The organism is Streptomyces sp. NPDC047917 (assembly GCF_043204345.1).
Taxonomy (GTDB): Bacteria; Actinomycetota; Actinomycetes; order Streptomycetales; family Streptomycetaceae; genus Streptomyces; species Streptomyces sanglieri.
This window is the reverse complement of sequence record NZ_JBIDCA010000011.1, coordinates 270688-289696: the sequence shown is the minus strand read 5'-3', so window position 1 is coordinate 289696 and position 19009 is coordinate 270688. Positions and strand designations below refer to the sequence as shown.

Below are 19009 nucleotides of genomic sequence, written 5' to 3'. Positions count from 1 at the left end.
GACACCGGGGCATGTGATCGATTCGGCGCGGGGGCGGTGTGCTCAGGCCCGGCAGAGCACCTCGCCGTGCGGGACCATGAACCAGGCGTCGTCCGCCGCGCCCCACTCGCGCCATGCCGCGGCGATCTCCGCCAGTTCCCCGGTGCTCGCACTGCCGCCCTCGACGGCGAGCTTCGCGTACACCGAACCGACCGTGCGGTCCGCCCACAGGCCGTTCCACCAGGCCCTGCTCTCCGGGGTGGCGAAGCACCAGTTGGCGGCGGTCGGGGTGATGTCGGTGAAACCGGCCCGGCGGGCCCAGGAGAGCAGCCGGCGGCCCGCGTCGGGCTCGCCGCCGTTGGCGCGGGCCACCCGGCGGTAGAGGTCCAGCCACTGGTCCAGGCCGGGAACCTCCGGGTACCAGGCCATCGCCGCGTAGTCGCTGTCGCGGGCCGCGACGACGCCGCCGGGGCGGCAGACGCGCCGCATCTCGCGCAGCGCCTGCACCGGGTCGCCCACGTGCTGGAGGACCTGGTGGGCATGGACGACGTCGAAGGAGTCGTCGGGGAAGTCCAGCGCGTGCACATCGGCAGTGGTGAACTCGACGTTGTCCAGGCCGCGTCCGGCCGCGACCTCGGCCGCCGCGGACAGGATCTCCTCGGTGGTGTCGACGGCGGTCACCCTGCCGGGAGCCACCAGCGCGGCCAGATCCGCGGTGATGGTGCCCGGACCGCACCCGACGTCCAGCACGGTCAGACCGGGGCGGAGCTCGTCGAGCAGATAGGCCGCGGAGTTGGCGGCGGTGCGCCAGCGGTGCGAGCGCAGCACCGACTCGTGGTGGCCGTGGGTGTAGACGGCGGTCTCCTTCGGCATGGCCGTGGATCCTTTCTCGGAACGCGGCCGCGACCGCGGGCCGCGAAGCGCTGATCGGTACCGTCACCGTACGCCGTGGTGTCGAATTATGAGATACGCGTCTTGATATGTGGTCAACTTCCGCTCACGTCCGGGCGCCGGGCCGGGAAGAGCGGACGTATGGCATCCGTCTCCGTGAGCGAACGCCACGGCGAGGCGCTCCGGCTCTTCACCGACCGGGTGCAAGCGGTGCGCGAGGACCAGTGGTCCGCCCCCACTCCGTGCGCCGGATGGGCCGTCCGGGACCTGGTCGCCCATCTGACCTCCGAACAGCTCTGGGTGCCGCCGCTGGTCACCGGGGGCCGCACCGTCGCCGAGGCTGGCTGCGCCTTCGCCGGCGATGTGCTGGGCGAGGACCCCGTGGCCGCGTGGGACCGGGCGGCCGCCGGGGCGCGCGGGGCGTTCGAGGCGCCGGAGGCCCTGGAGCGGACGGTGGACCTCTCGTACGGGGACACCGCCGCCGACGCCGCGCGCTCGCACGTGGGTGGGGGGAAGTGAGAGGGGCGAGCGGCGGACCGTGCGGTCAGCGGCTGCTCGCCCCTCCCGGGTCAGGCATCCACGCGACGTTCGGCCAGCCAGGTGACGATCTCGGGGTCGTGGTGGTCGAAGAACAGCGAAGCACCGGTGTCGAGCGTGGCGACCCGGGCCATCTGCTCGTCGGCGAGCCGGAAGTCGAAGACATCGAAGTTCTCTGTCATGCGCTCGGCACGTACCGACTTGGGGATGGCGACGACGCCGCGCTGGGTGAGCCGGCGCAGCACGACCTGCGCGACCGACTTGCCGTGCTCCTTGCCGATCCCGGCCAGCAGCGGGTTGGTGAACAGGTCGTTCCTGCCCTCGGCGAATCCGCCCCAGGACTGGATCCGCACGCCGTGCTCACGCATGAGCTCCTGGTAGTCGGCGCGCTGGAAGAAGGGGTGGGTCTCGATCTGGTTGACCGCCGGGGTGACCTCGTTGTCGATGATCAGATCGAGGAGCCGGTCGGGGTAGAAGTTGGCGACACCGATCGCCTTCACGAGGTGCTCCCGGTTCAGGGCTTCCATGGCACGCCACTGGCCGTAGACATCGCCGAAGGGCTGGTGCATCAGGTACAGGTCGAGGTGGTCCAGGCCCAGCTTCTCCAGCGACGCCTCGAACGCGCGCTTGGTGTTGTCCTCGGCAGGGGCGTCCTGGACCCACAGTTTGGTGGTGATGAACAGGTCCTCGCGGGCGATGCCGCTGGATCTGACGGCCCGGCCCACGGCCTTTTCGTTGCCGTAGGCGGCCGCGGTGTCCAGCAGCCGGTAGCCGGTGGCGAGGGCTTCGGAGACGGCGCGTTCGGTGTCCTCGGCGGGGATCTGGTAGACGCCGAAGCCGAGCAGCGGCATCTCGACGCCGTTGTTCAAGGTCACGTACTGCATGGGGTGTTCTCGCCCGGCACTCTCACTCTCGCCCGGCCCGGCAGGTCGTGCCCGCCGGGGCCACCGGCGGGATCCGGCGCGTCGGCGTCTTCCTCGTCCACCGTCGCGCGGATCGCGCCGATGCGGCAGGGCGGGCTCTTCGGGGTAATGCGGGCTCTTCGGGGTAATGACAGGGCCCCCTCGCGCCCGCGCACCGGGCCCGGCGCGGGGGAGACCGGAGTCATGGCAACCGAGAGCGTGCGGAGCGAAGGCGCCGAGCTGGGCCGCTACCTGCGCGCCCGCCGCACCCAGACCCGCCCCGGACACGTCGGCCTCACCGTCGGCGCGGGAATCCGCCGCACCCCCGGCCTGCGCCGTGAGGAGCTGGCCACCCTCGCCGGCGTCGGCATCGACTACTACGTGCGTCTGGAGCGGGGCAAGGAGACCCGCCCCAGCCCCGCCGTCCTCGACGCCCTCGCCCGCGCCCTGCACATGGACGACCAGGAGCACCAGCACCTGAGCGAGCTCGCCGCCCGGGCCGCCCGCTACATCCCCGAGCCACGGCCCGCGCCCGGCCGCACCGTACGACCCCACCTCAAACTGCTGCTCGATTCCCTGCGTCCCTACCCGGCCTATGTGATCAGCCGCAGCATGGACATGCTCGCCTGGAACCCCGGCGGTCTCGCCCTGTACGCGGGCTTGGACGACTGGCCCGTAAAGCAGCGAAACCTCGCGCGCTGTCTGTTCCTGCACCCGGCCGCCCGCGAGCTGTTCACCGACCGGGACCGCCGGATCACCGCCTGCGTCGCCCGTCTGCGCGCCACCGCCGGGACCGCTCCCGACGCCCCCGACCTCACCCGGCTCGTCGGTGAACTCCTCCTCAAGAGCCCCGAGTTCGCGGGCCTCTGGGAGCGCTACGAAGTGACCGGACGCAAGCCCGCCGGCAAGACGTTCCGGCACCCGCAGGTCGGCACGCTCACCCTCACGTCACAGCCCTTGCACGTGGAAGGCACCCCCGGCCAACGCATCGGCGTCTACACCGCCGAACCCGGCAGCCCCGACCACGACGCCCTGCTCCTGCTCGACATGACCGCACCGGTCGCCACGGAGCGGAACACGGCGCCCCCGCCGAGCTGACCGTCCGCTCACACCGCCCCGGACTCTGCCGGTGCCAGGACGGGGCGGACGCCGAATGCCACGCGGCAGCGGGTGTTCTAGTGTGTGTGCGACATTCCGGCGTGAGAGGCAGAAGTGAGAGCACCGCACCTGGACGTGGCCGTGCATGAGCAGGCCGAACTCGGCGAGGGACCGACGTGGGACGCGGCCACCGGCCGGCTGATCTGGGTCGACATCGACTCCGCGCGCGTGCACACCTACGAGCCGGTGAGCGGCCGCCGTACGGTGATGGCGACCGAACAGCACGTCGGGGCCGCCAAACCGCGCACCGGCGGCGGACTCGTGGTCAATCTCCGCGACGGCATCGGCCTGTACGACGCCGACGGCGCCTTCCGCTGGCTGGTCCGTGACCCGGTGCCGGGCCGGCGCGGCAACGACGCGGCGGTCGCGCCGGACGGATCCCTGTGGGCGGGCAGCATGCGCTACGACGGTGCCCCGGACGGCGGCAGCCTCGTCCGTGTCGCGGCCGACGGCGCGGTGAGCGCGGTGCTGCCCGTCGTGGCGTGCGGCAACGGCATCGGCTGGAGCCCCGACGGGTCGCTGATGTACTTCATCGACACACCGACGCGCCGGATCGACGTCTTCGACTTCGACGGGGAACACGCCGTGAACCGGCGCCCGTTCGCCACCGTCGAGGAGGGCGCCGGCTTCCCCGACGGGCTGACGGTCGACGCCGAAGGGGCCGTCTGGGCCGCCCTGTGGGACGGCGCCGCGGTGCGCCGGTACACGCCCGACGGCGCCCTGGACCGGATCGTCCCGGTGCCGGTCCGGCGCCCGACCGCCTGCGCCTTCGGCGGCCGGGACCTCGACGATCTGTACATCTCCACCGCCCGCACCGGGCTCACCGCCCCGCACCCGCTGTCCGGTTCACTGCTGGTGCTGCCCGGCGCGGGGCGCGGACTGCCCGGTACGCCCTTCGCCGGCTGATCCCGCGTCATCGGAGCCCCGCCGCTCCGCCGGCAAGCGCGGTCGGCCGAACCCTCGTATAAAGGGCCCTGAGTGCGAGACGGCGCGACAGGGTGACGGGGCGGCGGCGAAGGAGGCCCGGATGGCGCGGCAGCGGACCGAGCGGCCCGGACGGTCCCGGGGCGGCGTGCGTTCCGTACGTGAGGACCGCGGCCCCGTTCGGTACGGGCCGCCCGCCCCCGATCCGGGGCTGCCGGTGCTGCCCGAGCTGGCCGAGGTGCTCGCCGCGGCGGCGGGCCGCGGCGAACCCGAACCGACCGGTGGCGGAGCCGCCCTGCGCACCGCCGCGGCCGCCTACTGGGAGCGGCGCGGGCTGCCCGGCGGCCCGGAGCGCATCGCCGCGGCCCCGGGCGCCTCGCCGCTGCTGCTCGCGCTGATCGCCGCGCACGGCGGCGACGTACTCATGCCGCGCCCCTGCCCCGCCACCTGGATCCCGCAGGCCCGGCTGCTCGGCAGGCCCGCCTACCACGTGCCGACCCCCGCCGAGTGCGGTGGCGTGCCCGACCCGTACGCGCTGCTGGAGACCGTGCGCAGGGTCCGTGCCGAGGGCGGCAGGCCCCGGCTGCTGCTGATCTCCGTCGTCGACGACCCGACCGCCACCGTCGCCCCGCCGGAGCTGGTCCGCGAGGCCTGCGAGGCGGCGGTCGCCGAGGGACTGCACGTCGTCAGCGACGAGACCTGGCGCGACACCCTGCACCGGCCGCACGACACGGTCCTGCTCAGCCCGGCCGAGATGTGCCCCGACGACGTCACGGTCGTCTGCGATCTCGCCGGCGCGCTGACCCCGTCCGCCTGGCCGGTCGCGGTCGCCCGGTTCCCGGACACCGAACGGGCGGCGGTGCGCCACGCCCGTACGCTCGACATCCTCACCGCGCTCGGCGCGCTCGTCGCGGGGCCGGTCGCCATGGCCGCCGCCCACGCGCTGCGCGAACCGGAGGCCGTGACGGACCGGGCCCGCCGGGCCGCCGCGTTCCAGGCGAGGATCGCCGCCGCGGCCCACCGCGCGGTCCTGGCGGCAGGCGCGCTGGCCAGGCCCCCGCAGGCCGGACGCCATCTCTACGCCGATCTCGGCCCGCTCAGATCCCGGCTGGCGGGCCGCGGCGTCACGGACTCGCTGGAACTGGAGGAGTACCTGACGGAGCGTCTCGGCGCGCCGACGCCGGGCGGGCACCGGTTCGGCGACGAACTGGGGGCGCTGCGGGTACGGCTGGGCACCGGGACGCTGCTGGGGTCGACCCCGCAGCAGCAACTGGAGTCCCTCACCGCTGTGGCGCCCCTGGAATTGCCGCATGTGGCCGAGGCCCTGAGCATTTTCGCAACGGCCCTCGACGAACTCCGCTGAGGAACTGCCAGACGGGAGTCTCCCGATGACGGAACAGACCGAGCGCTCCCGCGCCGGGACCGCACAGCCGCAGCCGCGCCACGCCCCTCACGGCCGGATCGTCGCACCGCGTCCGCTCGGCGAGGTCCGGACCTGGCCCAGGAGCTTCGCGGACCGGCTCACCGCCCCCCTCCCGGGTGTCATGGGCATGTCCCGGCTGGCCCGTGAGCGCGCCCTGCGGCCCAGCGCGGAGGGCCTGCGGGGCATCGACCGCCTCCCGTACGCCCCCGGACCCCTGCCGGCCACCTCCGACGGCACCGCGTCCGTCACCTGGGCCGGGCACGCCAGCTGGATCATCCGCACCGGCGGACTGACCGTCCTCGCCGACCCCGTCTGGTCCCGCCGCATCCTCGGGACCCCGGCCAGGATCACCCCGGTCGGCGTCCGCTGGGAAGACCTGCCGCCCGTGGACGCCGTCGTGATCAGCCACAACCACTACGACCACCTCGACGCCCCCACCCTGCGCAGACTGCCCAGGGACACCCCGCTCCTGGTCCCGGCCGGACTCGGCCGCTGGTGCCGCCGGCGCCGCTTCACCTGTGTCACCGAACTCGACTGGTGGGAATCGGCCGAGCTCGACGGGGTCCGCTTCGACTTCGTACCGGCCCATCACTGGTCCAAGCGGACCCTCACCGACACCTGCCACTCCCTCTGGGGCGGCTGGATCATCACCGCCCCCGGCCCCGACGCACAGCGGATCCACTTCGCCGGGGACACCGGCTACGGGCACTGGTTCGGCGAGATCGGCAGCCGGTACCCCGGGATCGACCTGACCCTCCTGCCGATCGGCGCGTACGAACCGCGCTGGTGGCTCGGCGACGTGCACACCGATCCCGAGGAGGCCGTGCAGGCGTACGAGGACCTCGGCGCCCGGGCGATGGCGCCGATGCACTGGGCCACCTTCCTGCTCTCCGCGGAACCGGTGCTCGAACCGCTGACCCGGCTGCGTACCGCCTGGCAACGGGCCGGACACCCACGCGACCGGCTCTGGGACCTGCCGATCGGCGGCTCGCGGGTACTGGAACCGGCACCCCGCACGATCAGTGGCTGAACCTTGCCCGGGCCCTGCGCCACACCGCGGGCCCCCCGCTGACCAGCAGCGTCAGACCCACCGCCGCGACCACCCCCTGCCACGGCTCGGGAAAGAGCGAACCGCCCAGGATCCCGATCAGCTGGTACGTCGCCGCCCACGCCAGACACGCCGGCACATCGCCACGGGCGAACCGCCGCAGCGGCATCCGGCCCAGCAGGCACGCCAGCATCACCGGAATCCGCCCGGCGGGCACCAGCCTGGACAGCACCAGCACCATCGCACCGTGCTCGTCCAGCTTCCGCTGCGCCTGCGCCAGCCGCTCCGGAGCCGCCCGGTCCCGTATCGTCCGCAGCCACTTCGAGCCGTTCTTCGACCGCACCCCGCGCCGGCCGAGCCAGTACAGACAGACGTCACCGAGGAACGCCGCGGCCGAGGCCACCGCGAAGACGATCAGCAGCGAGAACGGCGACGACTGATGCAGCGCCACCACCGCGGCCGAACTCACCAGCGCGCCCGTGGGCACCACGGGCACCAGTGCCCCCAGTGCCACCAGCAGGAACAGCGACGGATAGCCGACCGCCTGCTGCGTCGACTCCGGGGGCAACTGCCCCACGACCTGATGGATCACCTGGCGGCCTCCGGCCGCACGTGCTCGCCGTGGGAAAGCCGGTGCACCGACACCTCCGGCGCCAGCAGCGCCGCCTTGCGGACGAACTCGTCACCCGGCGCGTGGAACTCGTGCGGCCTGACCCCGTCCATGCCGATCGGCCAGTACGTGCCGTAGTGCACCGGCACGGCCGACCTCGGTGCCAGCCGGGTCAGCGCCTGCGCCGCCCGGCCCGCGTCCAGATGACCGTGGCCCAGATACGGGCCCCAGCCGCCGACCGGCAGCAGCGCCACGTCCACCGGGCCGACGGCCCCGGCCATGTCGTCGAAGAGCCCGGTGTCCCCGGCGAAGTACGTCCGTGCCTCGCCCTCGACCACGAAGCCCAGCGCGGGGGAGCGATGCGGGCCCATCGGCAGCCGCCTGCCGTCGTGCAGCGCGGGAACCGCCCGCACCCGCACCTCGCCGACCCGGACCTCGTCGCCCGCGCCGACCTCGGTGATCCGCAGCCCGCGCATCGAACGCAGCACCCGCAGCCCCGGCACCGCGCGCACCGCGCCTGCCGGCACGATCAGCCTGCTGCCGGGGGCGAGCCTGGCCAGGGACGGCAGATGCAGATGGTCGGAGTGCAGGTGCGAGACGAGCACGACGTCCGCGACCGTCGCCTCGGGACCGGGCAGCTCACCGCGGCGGCGCCGCAGATGTGCCATCCGCCGCACGAAGAGCGGATCGGTCAGCACCCGGACCCCGGAGTCCTCGATCGTGCAGGTGGCATGACCCCACCAGGTGACTTCCACCGGCACGCGATCCCTCCTCGTTCCCGGGCTCCTCGAACCCTGTCCCCGGCATCGAGCCTAAGGGCTGGGGGCGCACAGGTGTCCGGGGCCCGCGCCCCGCACTCCTTCCGACCCCTTCCGGTCCCGGCACGCGCCTTTTTGCGCGGCGGAGCGGAGGGTAGGGTCGCCGATACGCCTAGCACGGGGGGAACGGCCATGGGGGACGTGACGGACGTGAGGGTGGCGGCCATCGCCAGTCTCACACCGCTGGAAGAGCTCGACAGCGACCCGTTCCTCGTGGACACCCGCAGCCAGCAGGACATGTGCGCCCGCTGGGCCGCGGACAAGGGCTACGTCGTCACCCGGCAGCTGCGGCTCTACGGACTGCGCCCCGACCACCACGCCCTGTGGACCGACGTCGAGAGCGGCGACGTCGAACTCTTCGTCGCCGCCAACGACCGCGTGCTGGCACGGGCCCTCACCTCGGTGCCGGAGTTCGCCGCGGAGTGCGAGCGGCGCGGCGTGCGCCTGGAGCTCGCCGGGCTGGACGAGCCGCCGTACACCGCCCGTACCAAGGCGAGTGTGCACCGCAGACTCTCCATGCCGACCGCCGGCTACGACGGCTGCTGACCGTCCGGTCCCGGAGGTTCTCGGCCCCGCTGTGAAAGGCTGGGGGCCGAGGCCCGGAACGGTGGGGCCGGACGTGAGGTGGACAAGGCGTGAGAGACGGGCGATGGCGAGCAGCCGGCAGCGCCCTGATGCGAGTGGTCGTGGTCTGGGCGGTCTCGACGCTCACGATGCTGGTGCTCGCCGGGATTCTGCCGGACTTCCAGCTCCAGTCGGACGACGGCGACAGCATAACCAAGATCGCTTTCACCGCGGCCTGGGGCGCCGGCGCGTTCGGTCTGCTCTCCGCACTGGTCTGGCCCGTCGTGGTGCGGGCGCTGCTCATCGTGCCCGCACTGGTCCTCGGGCTGCTCGTCTTCTTCCTGAACGGCTCGCTGCTGCTGCTCGCCCTGCGGCTCATCCCGGACGGGCGCGGCGCCGCCAACCCGGAGACGGCCGTCGTCGTCGCGGCCGCGATGTCCGCCGTCGCCTCGGCCACCTCCACCGCGCTCGCCGTCCGCGACGACAACGCCTACCGGCGCAGGCTCTCCCGGCTGGCCGTCCGCCGCCGGCGCCGCACCGGCACGGACAGCGGCCGCAGCGGACCGCCGGGCACCGTCTTCATCCAGCTCGACGGCGTCGGGCACGACGTGCTCGCCCGCGCCGCCGGCGAAGGGCTGATGCCGACCGTCGCGCAGTGGCTGGCCGACAAGGAGGGGCACCGGCTCACCCCGTGGCGCACCGACTGGTCCAGCCAGACCGGGGCCAGCCAGCTCGGCATCCTGCACGGCAGCAACCACGACGTCCCCGCCTTCCGCTGGTACGAGAAGGAGACCGGCGACGTCATGGTCTCCAGCAGACCCGCCAGCGCCCTCGAACTCCAGCGCAGGGCCATCGCGCGCACCCACGACGGCGGACTGCTCACCCTGGACGGCGCCAGCCGGGGCAACCTCTTCAGCGGCGGCGCCGACCAGCTGGCGCTCGTCCTGTCCATGGCGGCCCGGTTCGGCAAGGGCCGCCGCTCCCGGGCCGGATACTTCGCGTACTTCTCCGACCCGGCCAACGCCGTGCGCACCGCGCTCTCGTTCGTCGCCGAGGTCTGCCGGGAGATCGGTCAGTCGACCCGGGCGCGGATGCGGAAGGTCACGCCCCGGATCAAGCGCGGCGGTCTGTACCCCTTCATCAGGGCCTTCGCGACCGTCGTCGAACGCGATGTGGTGGTCTCCGCCGTCATCGGGGACATGTTCGCCGGCCGGACCGCCGTCTACGCAGACCTGGTCGCCTACGACGAGGTGGCGCACCACTCCGGACCCGACAGCCACGACGCGGAGAAGGTGCTCGCCCGCCTGGACCGCTCGCTCGCCCTGATCGCCAAGGTCGCCGAACACACCCCGCGTACCTACCGGATCGTGCTGCTCTCCGACCACGGGCAGAGCCCCGGGGAGACCTTCGCCGGGACGTACGGGCTGACCCTCAAGGACCTGGTCCGGGCCGGCTGCGGGCTGCCGGTGTCCCGCCGGGCACAGCGCACCCGCAGCGGCTCGGAGGCGCGTGACGCGGTACGCACCGCCCTGCACCGGCCGGTCGGCGAGGTCGCTGCGGAGCTCCTCGCGAAACCGTCCGACCCGGTGGTCCTCGCCTCCGGGAACCTCGGCCTGATCTCCTTCCCCGACATCGCGGGGCGCGCCTCCCGCGAACAGCTCGACGTCAGTCACCCCGCCCTGCTCGGCACCCTCGCCAACCACCCCGGCATCGGCTTCCTGCTGGTCCGCAGCGAGCGGCACGGATCAGTGGTGCTGGGCCGCGGCGGCGCGCAGATCCCGGTGTCGGAGCTGGTGGACGGGGAGGGGCCGCTGGCCCCGTTCGGCCCCGGGGCCGCCGCGGCGGTGCGCCGTACCGACACCTTCCCCCACGTCGCCGACATCATGGTCAACTCGATGTACGACGGCGCCACGGGCTGTGTGCACGCCTTCGAGGAACAGATCGGCTCGCACGGCGGCCTGGGCGGCGAGCAGTCCAGACCGTTCCTGCTGTGGCCGTCCGAGCTGTCCGCGCCGGTGGCCCCGGGCACGGAACTGGTCGGTGCCGAACAGGTGCACGACGTGCTGCGGCGCTGGCTGCGGGAGTGCTCGGGCCCGCAGATTCCGCTGCCGCCGCCGGGCGCGGCGCACGGCACCGACGAGCCGGAAGGAACCGACGAGCCGGAAGGAACGGTCCGGGCAGCCGACTGAGGGCCGTTGTCAGTGGTGGGCGGCAGGATGGGGGCCATGACGAACTCAGCTGTTGTGCTCGCCGACACCGCCGCCTACGCCGCCGCCGTCGATGAGGCGTCGCGGGCCGCCGCCGCGTACTACGCCACGGGCGAGAGCACGCTCGACGACGACGCCTACGACCGGCTGGTGCGGGGGATCGCCGCATACGAACAGGAACACCCGGACGAGATGCTGGACGCCTCCCCGACCGGCAAGGTGGCGGGCGGCGCCGCGACCGGGGACGTGCCGCACACCGTTCCGATGCTGTCCCTGGACAACGTCTTCTCGGCCGAACAGTTCGTCACCTGGACGGCGTCGCTGGAGCGCCGGATAGGCCGCCCCGTCGCCGCCTGGAGCGTGGAGCCGAAGCTCGACGGTCTCGCCGTCGCGGCGCGCTACCGGGCGGGCCGCCTGGAACAGCTGATCACCCGGGGCGACGGCACCGCGGGCGAGGACGTCTCGCATGCGATCGGCACCGTGGTGGGCCTGCCCGAGCAGCTCGCCGAGCCGGTGACGATCGAGATGCGCGGCGAGATCCTCATGACCACCGAGCAGTTCGAGCAGGCCAACGCCGTACGGACCGAACACGGCGGCGCCCCCTTCGCCAACCCGAGGAACGGCGCGGCGGGCACCCTCCGCGCCAAGGACCGCGCCTACACGGTGGAGATGACGTTCTTCGCCTACGGCGCCCTGCCGCTGCCCGACTCCGGCGAGCTGACCGACCGGCTCGCCGGACTCCCGCACAGCGAGGTCCTCTCCTACGTCGCCGGGCTCGGCGTGCACACCGCGGCCGACACGGACGTCGCGCCCCGCACCGTCGCCACCGTCGAGGAGGTGCAGAGCCGGGTCGAGGAAGTCGCTGCCCTGCGCGCCACGTTGCCGTTCGGCATCGACGGCATCGTGATCAAGGCCGACCTCGCCGCCGACCGGCGCGAGGCCGGCTCCGGCACCAGGGCGCCGCGCTGGGCCATCGCGTACAAGCTCCCGGCCGTCGAGAAGGTCACCCGGCTCCTGGCCGTCGAATGGAACGTGGGCCGGACCGGGATCATCGCGCCGCGCGCCGTGCTGGAGCCGGTCGAGATCGACGGCTCGACCGTCGGCTACGCCACGCTGCACAACCCCGCCGACATCACCCGCCGCGATCTGCGCCTGGGCGACCGGGTGATGGTCTACAAGGCGGGCGACATCATCCCCCGGATCGAGGCCCCCGTCGCCCATCTGCGCACCGGCGACGAGAAGCCCATCGACTTCCCCGAAACCTGCCCGCAGTGCGGCTCCGGGATAGACACCAGCGAGCAGCGCTGGCGCTGCGTCCGCGGCCGGGACTGCCGGCTCGTCGCCTCCGTCTCGTACGCGGCCGGCCGTGACCAGCTCGACATCGAGGGCCTCGGCACGACCCGTGTCGTCCAGCTCGTCGACGCGGGTCTGGTGGCCGACTTCGCCGACCTGTTCACCCTCGACCGGGATCAGCTGCTGGGCCTGGAACGGATGGGCGAGACCAGCACCGACAACCTCCTGGCCGCCATCGCGACGGCCCGGACCCAGCCGCTGTCCCGGGTCTTCTGCGCGCTCGGCGTACGCGGCACCGGGCGCTCCATGTCACGGCGCATCGCCCGGTACTTCGCGGACATGGACCGGATCAGGGCGGCCGACGCCGAGGAGCTCCAGCGGGTCGACGGCATCGGCAAGGAGAAGGCGGCGGGCGTCGTCGCGGAGCTGGTGGAGCTGGCCCCGCTGATCGAGAAGCTGGTGGCCGCCGGGGTGAACATGACGGAGCCCGGCGCGACGCCGCCGCCCGAGCCGGGGGAGGAGAGCACGGAAGCAGCTGCCACCGACGGGGACGAGGACGGAGCGGGCAACGGCCTGCCGCTGGAGGGGATGACCGTGGTGGTCACGGGAGCCATGACCGGCGCACTGGAGAAGCTCTCCCGGAACGAGATGAACGAGCTGGTCGAGCGGGCCGGCGGGAAGTCCTCGTCCAGCGTCTCCAAGCGCACCTCGCTCCTGGTCGCCGGGGAGAAGGCCGGATCCAAGCGCACCAAGGCCGAGGACCTCGGTGTCCGGATCGCCGCACCGGACGAGTTCGCCGAGCTGGTCGCCGTCTTCCTGCCGTCGCAGGTGTGACGCACGACAGGCCCGGCCCTTGGATTTTGCCCGGGAGTGGCTTTCTTTGCCTCCCTATTGCATAGTGAGGGCTCGGCCATGCCTCGCTATCAGCGGGTCCATGGGTGGCATGCGTGGCTGCGGCAGCTGGGCGGAGGAGGGACGATGCGTTCTCTGCACGAGGAACGACGCCTCGGCCCGTCCGTCCGCCGGGGCCACCGGGGTGTCACCCGTGGCCTGGCCCTCGATCTCGGCAGCTCCCGTACCCGTGTCTGGGTGCCCGGACACGGCGTCCTGGCCGACACCGACGTCCGCGACGACTCCGGTACGGAGTCCGGGCCCGGCCGCCCGGTCCGGCGGGGGCGCATCGTCGACCCCGAGTCCTGCGGCCGGCTGCTCGGCCGCATCGCCGACACGGCACTGGGTACGGACCGCACCGGCACCGTGATCGTGGTCAGCCACCCCGTTCTCGCCGGGGCCCGGCACCGCGCCGAGGCGGCGGAACTGATCGCGGGTCTGGGGCCGACGACCGTCATCGCCGTCGACAGTGCGAGGGCCGCCGCCGCATGCGCCGGGCCGCGGACCGGCGGGCCGCTGCTCGTCGTCGACATCGGTGCCGGGCTGACCGAGGCGACCGTGCTCGTCGACGGGCAGGTCCGCGACGCCCGCCAGGCCGAGACCGGGCTCGACGACCTCGACCCGGCCCGGCCGCCCACCGCCGTCGTCCGCACCGTGCTGGACATGATCACGGAGATGTGGAAGCAGGACCGGCACGGTGCCGTTCTCGGGGCCCTGCGCAAGGGCCCGTTGCTGACCGGGGGCGGCGCCGCCCGCCCCGACATCACCGGTGGGATCGCGGTCCGCCTCGGCGTCCCGGTCCGTCCCGCCGACGACCCCGCGACCGCGGTCGTACGCGGCGCCGGTCTGCTCCTCAGCTCCGTACTCCGCCGGGCCGGCACGGCCCCGGCCCCGACCGGCGAGACCGGGTGACCCCCCTCCCGGGGCCGCCCCCGGGGAAGGTGCCCCCGAGGGCACGGCCGGGCGCCCCGGCATACTCCGGCACCGCGCGTGCGGCCAGGCTGCTCCTCGCCGCGCTCCTCCTCGCCGTTCTCACCGTCACCGGCTCCACCCCCGCAGCCGCCGGATCCGTGCTCACAGCCCGGCCGTCCGCCGGGGTGCCCCCCTCCGCCGCGTACACACCCGGCGCGCATCAGCCCACCCAGCACACCGACCGGACCGCCCGCACCGGCACCTTCCACGACACCCGGCGCAGCCGCACCGCCACGGCCACCGATCACCACCGCTCCCAGCCGCCGCCCACGCCCCGTCCCCAGCCCAGGGCCGGCAGCGACCAGGCCCGCACCGCGCACCACCTGCCGCCGCCCGCCCCCGACCTGCTCCTGCTGCCGGGCGCGCCCGGCAGCCGGGCGCCCCGCCGCCCGCACCCCCGAGTCCCCGCCGCACCCCCTCGTGCCACCGACCGCTCCCGCGTCATGCTCCCCGGCGTACGCGGGCCTCCGTGGACGGCCGTTCACCGGCCACCGGTCCTGTCACCGGTCCCGTCCCGCTGAACCGCCGTCCCGTCCTCGCCGAGGTGAGGGCGCCCGGCGCCCCCTCGGAGGAAACCCATGACTCGCGCCACCACGGTGCGAGCGGTTCTGGCTGCGGCCGTGCTGCTCGTCTCCGTGCTCATCACGCTGACCATGTCACCCAGACTCGGCCTCGATCTTCAGGGCGGCACCAGAATGGTGCTCCAGGCCAAGGACTCGGACACCGCGAAGGCGGACCGGGACAGCACCGACCGCACCCTGGAGGTGCTCCGCCAGCGCATCGACTCCCTCGGCGTCGCCGAACCCACGCTGACCCGCTCCGGCGAGGACCGGATCATCGTCGAACTCCCGGACGTCCAGGACCCGCGCAAGGCCGCCGAGGTCATCGGCAGAACCGCCCAGCTCAGCTTCCACGCCGTCCAGGGCCCCGCCGCCACCCAGAACAGCGACGGAGCGGACAGCGAGTCCGGACCCCGGCCCGGCACCGAACCCGGATCCCGGCCCGGCACCGAACCCGATCCCGGCCGAAGCCCCGGCGCCGGGCCGACGCTCCCCGATGAACAGGGCCGCGCACTCGACCTCGGCCCGGTCAGGCTCTCCGGCGCCGGCGTCAAGGACGCCACCGCCGCGTTCGACACCCAGCAGGGTGCCGGCTGGACCGTCTCCCTCGACTTCCACAAGGCGGCGGGCCGGGACTGGACCCGGCTGACCGGGGAAGCCGCCTGCCACCCGGTCCAGGACGACCGGCGCCGCGTCGCCATCGTCCTCGACCAGCAGATCATCTCCTCGCCGCAGGTCTCGCCCTCCGTCGGCTGCAACGCCGGCCTGCCCTCCGGCTCCACCCAGATCACCGGATCCTTCAGCGCGGACGAGGCCCGCGAGCTGGCCCTGCTGATCAAGGGCGGCGCCCTGCCGCTCCCCGTCGAGATCGTCGAGCAGCGGACCGTCGGCCCGACGCTCGGCGCCGCCGCCATCGACGCCAGCGCCCGGGCCGCCCTCATCGGCGCCGCCGCCACCGCGCTCTTCATCACCGTCGTGTACCGGCTCTTCGGCGCACTGGCCGCCGTCGCGCTCGCCGCCTACGGACTGATCTCCTATGCGGCCCTGGTCGCCCTCGGTGTCACCCTCACCCTTCCGGGCCTCGCCGGATTCGTCCTGGCCATCGGGATGGCGGTAGACGCCAACGTGCTGGTCTTCGAACGGGCCAGGGAGGAGCACACCCAGCATCCGGGCAGGTCGCTGCGCTCCTCGCTGACCGCCGGGTTCCGCGGCGCCTGGAGCGCGGTCGCCGACTCCAACGTGACGACGCTGATCGCGGCCGGACTGCTCTTCTTCCTCGGTTCGGGGCCGGTGAAGGGCTTCGGGGTCACCCTCGCCATCGGCGTGCTGGCCTCCATGTTCTCCGCGCTCGTCATCGCCCGCGCACTCACCGAGACCGCCGCGGGCTCCCGGTTCGTCAGCGACTACCGGGGCGTCAACGGCATCTCCGGCCCGGGCCGGGTGCGCACCTGGCTGACCCGCCGTAACCCCCAGCTGATGCGGTCCCCGCGCCGCTGGCTGCTGATCTCCTCGGCACTGGTCGCCGTCGCCGTCCTCGGCATCCTCGTACGCGGCGTCAACCTGGGAGTCGAATTCACCGGCGGCCGGCTCGTCGAGTACTCGACCAGCCGCCCCGTCGACGTGGAACGGGCCCGGACCGCCCTGGCCGGCGCGGGCTTCGGCGACGCCGAGGTCACCACGGCGGGCGCGGGCGACCTCTCCGTACGGACCGGGAAGCTCGACAACGACGGCGAACACGCCCTGCGCGCCGCCCTCGCGGCGGAGGGCGGCAAGACCACCAAGGTCCGCGACGAACTCATCGGCCCCAGCCTCGGCGACGAACTCCGGCGCAACGCCCTGATCGCGCTCGGCATCGCCGTCCTCGTCCAGCTGGCCTATCTGGCCGTCAGGTTCCGCTGGACGTTCGCGGTGGCCTCGGTCGGGGCGCTCGTCCACGACGTCATCGTCCTGGTCGGCGCCTTCGCCTGGCTGGGACGAACCATCGACGGCATCTTCCTGGCCGCGCTCCTCACCGTCATCGGATACTCGGTCAACGACTCGGTGGTGGTCTTCGACCGGGTGCGGGAACTGTGGGCGAAGGCCCGCCGTCAGCCCGTCGCCGAAGTCGCCAACCGGGCCGTCCTGCAGACCGTCCCGAGAACGCTCAACACCGGAATGGGAGCCCTCTTCATCCTCACCGCCCTCGCCGTGCTGGGTGGTGACTCGCTCGCGGACTTCGCGCTGGCCCTGCTGATCGGCATCTGCGTCGGCACGTACTCCTCGGTGATGACCGCGGTCCCGGCCGCCCTCGTCCTGGAACGGAGCAGCAAGGCCCCGCCACCTGCCCGCAAGCGGGCGCCCGGCCGCCGCTCCGGTACGAGAACGGCGCGCCGCGACCCGCTCGACAACGGGGCACGCGTCTAGGGTCTTTCATCCGGATCAGGACGGGTCGGTACGGGTCAGGGCCGACAGGGGCCGGGTCGGGGCGGATGAGGCCGGATCAGGTACGGGGGCACGCGAGTCCGGCGTGATCCGGGCGAGAGGCCCCAGGACCGGGTCCGGCCCTGATCCGCCGGACAGGCGCCGGCGGCCGGTGCTCCTCCCGGTTCGGCGGGACGGGAGGAGCGCCGTGGGTCGGTCGTGGTGATCAGCGGGTCCGGGGCGCACAATTCCGAGCAGTCGCCCCCGTGATCGGAGTGTGCCCGTGCCCATGCCCGTCCTGCTGCGTGAGGCCTGGTCCACCGTCGTTCCGGACCCGGCGGACCGTCATGGGCCGCTGCCGCCCCTGATGCTCGCCCTGACCGTCGTCACCGGGCTGGTCGACGCCGTCAGCTATCTGGAGCTGGGCCGGGTGTTCGTGGCGAACATGACCGGCAACGTGGTCTTCTCCGGCTTCGCCGTCGCCGGAGCCCCGGGGTTCTCGCTCGCCGCGTCACTCGTCGCGCTCGCCGCGTTCGCGGTCGGGGCGCTGCTCGGCGGCCTGATCGCGCACCGCACCCCGGCCCACCGCGGCCGGATGCTGCTGTACGCGCTCCTCGTGGAGACCGCCTGCGTCCTGGCCGCGCTGATCGTCACCGCCGCCTCCGGCCACCCGTTCACCGGCGGGGTCCGCTTCGCCCTCATCGTGCTCCTCGGCCTGGGGCTCGGTGTGCAGAACGCCGTGTCCCGGGCGCTGGCGGTTCCCGACCTCACCACCACCGTGCTGACCCTGACCATCACCGGCATCCTCTCCGACAGCCGGTTCGCCGGCGGAGGCGGCAGCCGGGCCGGACGACGGGTGCTCTCGGCCGCCGCGATGATGCTGGGCGCGATCGCCGGCGCCATGGCCGTACTGCACGGGCATCCGAGGCTTCCGCTGCTGATCGCCGTGGCCGTGCTGGCCGGTGTGACCGTCGCGGCGGCGGTCCTGGCGCGTTCCCGGGCACCGTGGGCCGCTCCGGTCGTCAGGAAGTGAGCGAACGCAGATGGTCGGCGGTGGCCCGGTCGGCGGGCAGGAACGTCTCGATCGCCAGCTCGGCCACCGTCACATCCATCGGTGTGTTGAACGTGGCGATGGAGCAGACGAAGGAGAGCACCGTTCCGTCGTGCTCGATCAGCAGCGGCAGCGCGAAAGGCAGCGACGGAGCGGGCCCGGCGCCGCAGGATCCGCTGCTCTCCGGTACGGGATAGGCCGCGACCTCCTCGTACACCTCACGCAGCTCCGCCGAACGGGCCAGGGCGATCTGACGCTCCATCTGGGCCAGCAGGTCGGCCCGCCACTCCCGCAGATTGCGGATGCGCGGGGCGAGACCGTCCGGGTGCAGAGTGAGCCGCATGGCGTTCAGCGGCGGGGTCAGCAGGTGCTCGGCCACCTGGTCCGTCAGCAGCGCCATGCCCCGATTGGCCGCCACCACGTTGTACGTACCGTCGACGACGATCGCCGGATACGGGTCGTACGCCTGGAGCAGCCGTTCCACCCCCTCGCGCAGTGCGTCCAGCGCGGGGTCGTCGAGCGACGTCTGCGCGAAGTGCGGCGCGTAACCCGCCACCACCAGAAGGGCGTTGCGCTCCCTGACCGGGACCTCCAGGTGCTCGGCCAGCCGCAGGATCATCTCCTCGCTGGGCCGCGAGCGGCCCGTCTCGATGAAGGAGATGTGCCGGGCCGAGGAATCGGCACGGAGCGCCAGTTCCAGCTGGCTGATCCGGCGCTGCTCCCGCCAGCTGCGCAGCAGCGGCCCTACCCTCGTGTCAATCGCGGCAGTCGTCATACCCAG

17 protein-coding genes are annotated in these 19009 nt (G+C 73.4%); 12 read left to right on the top strand and 5 right to left on the bottom strand.

Annotated features, from left to right (window positions below; translation table 11 throughout):
- Positions 1-42 precede the first annotated feature (42 nt).
- The gene (locus ACGF8B_RS27245; RefSeq protein WP_392743561.1) at positions 43-852 is read right to left on the bottom strand and encodes a methyltransferase domain-containing protein; all 810 of its coding nucleotides are present in this window, start codon (positions 850-852) and stop codon (positions 43-45) included.
- Positions 853-1011: 159 nt separating this feature from the next.
- Here ACGF8B_RS27245 and ACGF8B_RS27240 point away from each other — a divergent pair, with 159 nt between their 5' ends.
- On the top strand, positions 1012-1389 hold the full coding sequence (locus ACGF8B_RS27240; protein WP_392743559.1) for a TIGR03086 family metal-binding protein: 378 nt from the start codon (positions 1012-1014) through the stop codon (positions 1387-1389).
- Positions 1390-1439: 50 nt separating this feature from the next.
- Here ACGF8B_RS27240 and ACGF8B_RS27235 read toward each other — a convergent pair whose 3' ends face one another.
- On the bottom strand, positions 1440-2291 hold the full coding sequence (locus tag ACGF8B_RS27235) for an aldo/keto reductase (protein WP_392743557.1): 852 nt from the start codon (positions 2289-2291) through the stop codon (positions 1440-1442).
- Between the two features lie 222 nt (positions 2292-2513).
- On the opposite strand from ACGF8B_RS27235, the gene ACGF8B_RS27230 reads away from it, so the two are divergent.
- The 4 genes from ACGF8B_RS27230 to ACGF8B_RS27215 all read left to right on the top strand — a co-directional run bounded on the left by ACGF8B_RS27230 (position 2514) and on the right by ACGF8B_RS27215 (position 6844).
- On the top strand, positions 2514-3407 hold the full coding sequence (locus tag ACGF8B_RS27230; RefSeq protein WP_392743555.1) for a helix-turn-helix transcriptional regulator: 894 nt from the start codon (positions 2514-2516) through the stop codon (positions 3405-3407).
- Between the two features lie 114 nt (positions 3408-3521).
- A complete protein-coding gene (locus ACGF8B_RS27225; RefSeq protein WP_392743552.1) occupies positions 3522-4373 on the top strand; it encodes an SMP-30/gluconolactonase/LRE family protein in 852 nt (283 codons plus the stop codon).
- 121 nt (positions 4374-4494) lie between these two features.
- Positions 4495-5754: an aminotransferase class I/II-fold pyridoxal phosphate-dependent enzyme gene (locus ACGF8B_RS27220; RefSeq protein ID WP_392743549.1), complete on the top strand. Its 1260-nt coding sequence runs from the start codon at positions 4495-4497 to the stop codon at positions 5752-5754.
- 25 nt (positions 5755-5779) lie between these two features.
- Positions 5780-6844 carry an MBL fold metallo-hydrolase gene (locus tag ACGF8B_RS27215; protein ID WP_392743546.1) on the top strand — a complete coding sequence of 355 codons (1065 nt, stop codon included), beginning with the start codon at positions 5780-5782 and terminating at the stop codon, positions 6842-6844.
- Here ACGF8B_RS27215 and ACGF8B_RS27210 read toward each other — a convergent pair.
- Positions 6834-7454, bottom strand: coding sequence for a DedA family protein (locus ACGF8B_RS27210; RefSeq protein WP_392743543.1), 621 nt, complete (start codon positions 7452-7454; stop codon positions 6834-6836). The genes ACGF8B_RS27215 and ACGF8B_RS27210 overlap by 11 nt on opposite strands.
- Positions 7451-8233, bottom strand: a complete 783-nt coding sequence (locus ACGF8B_RS27205; RefSeq protein WP_392743540.1) for an MBL fold metallo-hydrolase — start codon at positions 8231-8233, stop codon at positions 7451-7453. The genes ACGF8B_RS27210 and ACGF8B_RS27205 overlap by 4 nt, the downstream gene beginning before the upstream one ends.
- Before the next feature lie 189 nt (positions 8234-8422).
- Here ACGF8B_RS27205 and ACGF8B_RS27200 point away from each other — a divergent pair, with 189 nt between their 5' ends.
- The 7 genes from ACGF8B_RS27200 (at position 8423) to ACGF8B_RS27170 (ending at position 18210) form a co-directional block, all read left to right on the top strand.
- The gene (locus tag ACGF8B_RS27200) at positions 8423-8836 is read left to right on the top strand and encodes a hypothetical protein (RefSeq protein WP_392743537.1); all 414 of its coding nucleotides are present in this window, start codon (positions 8423-8425) and stop codon (positions 8834-8836) included.
- 128 nt (positions 8837-8964) lie between these two features.
- Positions 8965-11043, top strand: coding sequence for an alkaline phosphatase family protein (locus ACGF8B_RS27195; protein ID WP_392743846.1), 2079 nt, complete (start codon positions 8965-8967; stop codon positions 11041-11043).
- A gap of 27 nt (positions 11044-11070) precedes the next feature.
- Positions 11071-13188: an NAD-dependent DNA ligase LigA gene (gene ligA / locus ACGF8B_RS27190; RefSeq protein WP_392743535.1), complete on the top strand. Its 2118-nt coding sequence runs from the start codon at positions 11071-11073 to the stop codon at positions 13186-13188.
- A gap of 144 nt (positions 13189-13332) precedes the next feature.
- Positions 13333-14157 (top strand): rod shape-determining protein MreC, encoded by an 825-nt coding sequence (locus ACGF8B_RS27185; protein WP_392743532.1) that lies wholly within the window; start codon positions 13333-13335, stop codon positions 14155-14157.
- Positions 14158-14186: 29 nt separating this feature from the next.
- Positions 14187-14738: a hypothetical protein gene (locus tag ACGF8B_RS27180; protein ID WP_392743530.1), complete on the top strand. Its 552-nt coding sequence runs from the start codon at positions 14187-14189 to the stop codon at positions 14736-14738.
- 57 nt (positions 14739-14795) lie between these two features.
- Positions 14796-17180 carry a protein translocase subunit SecD gene (gene secD / locus ACGF8B_RS27175; protein WP_392743527.1) on the top strand — a complete coding sequence of 795 codons (2385 nt, stop codon included), beginning with the start codon at positions 14796-14798 and terminating at the stop codon, positions 17178-17180.
- A gap of 286 nt (positions 17181-17466) precedes the next feature.
- Entirely contained in the window at positions 17467-18210 is a 744-nt protein-coding gene (locus ACGF8B_RS27170; protein WP_392743844.1) for a YoaK family protein, read from the top strand.
- On the opposite strand, the gene ACGF8B_RS27165 is transcribed toward ACGF8B_RS27170, so the two are convergent.
- On the bottom strand, positions 18200-19003 hold the full coding sequence (locus ACGF8B_RS27165; RefSeq protein ID WP_392743524.1) for a helix-turn-helix domain-containing protein: 804 nt from the start codon (positions 19001-19003) through the stop codon (positions 18200-18202). The genes ACGF8B_RS27170 and ACGF8B_RS27165 overlap by 11 nt on opposite strands.
- Positions 19004-19009 lie beyond the last annotated feature (6 nt).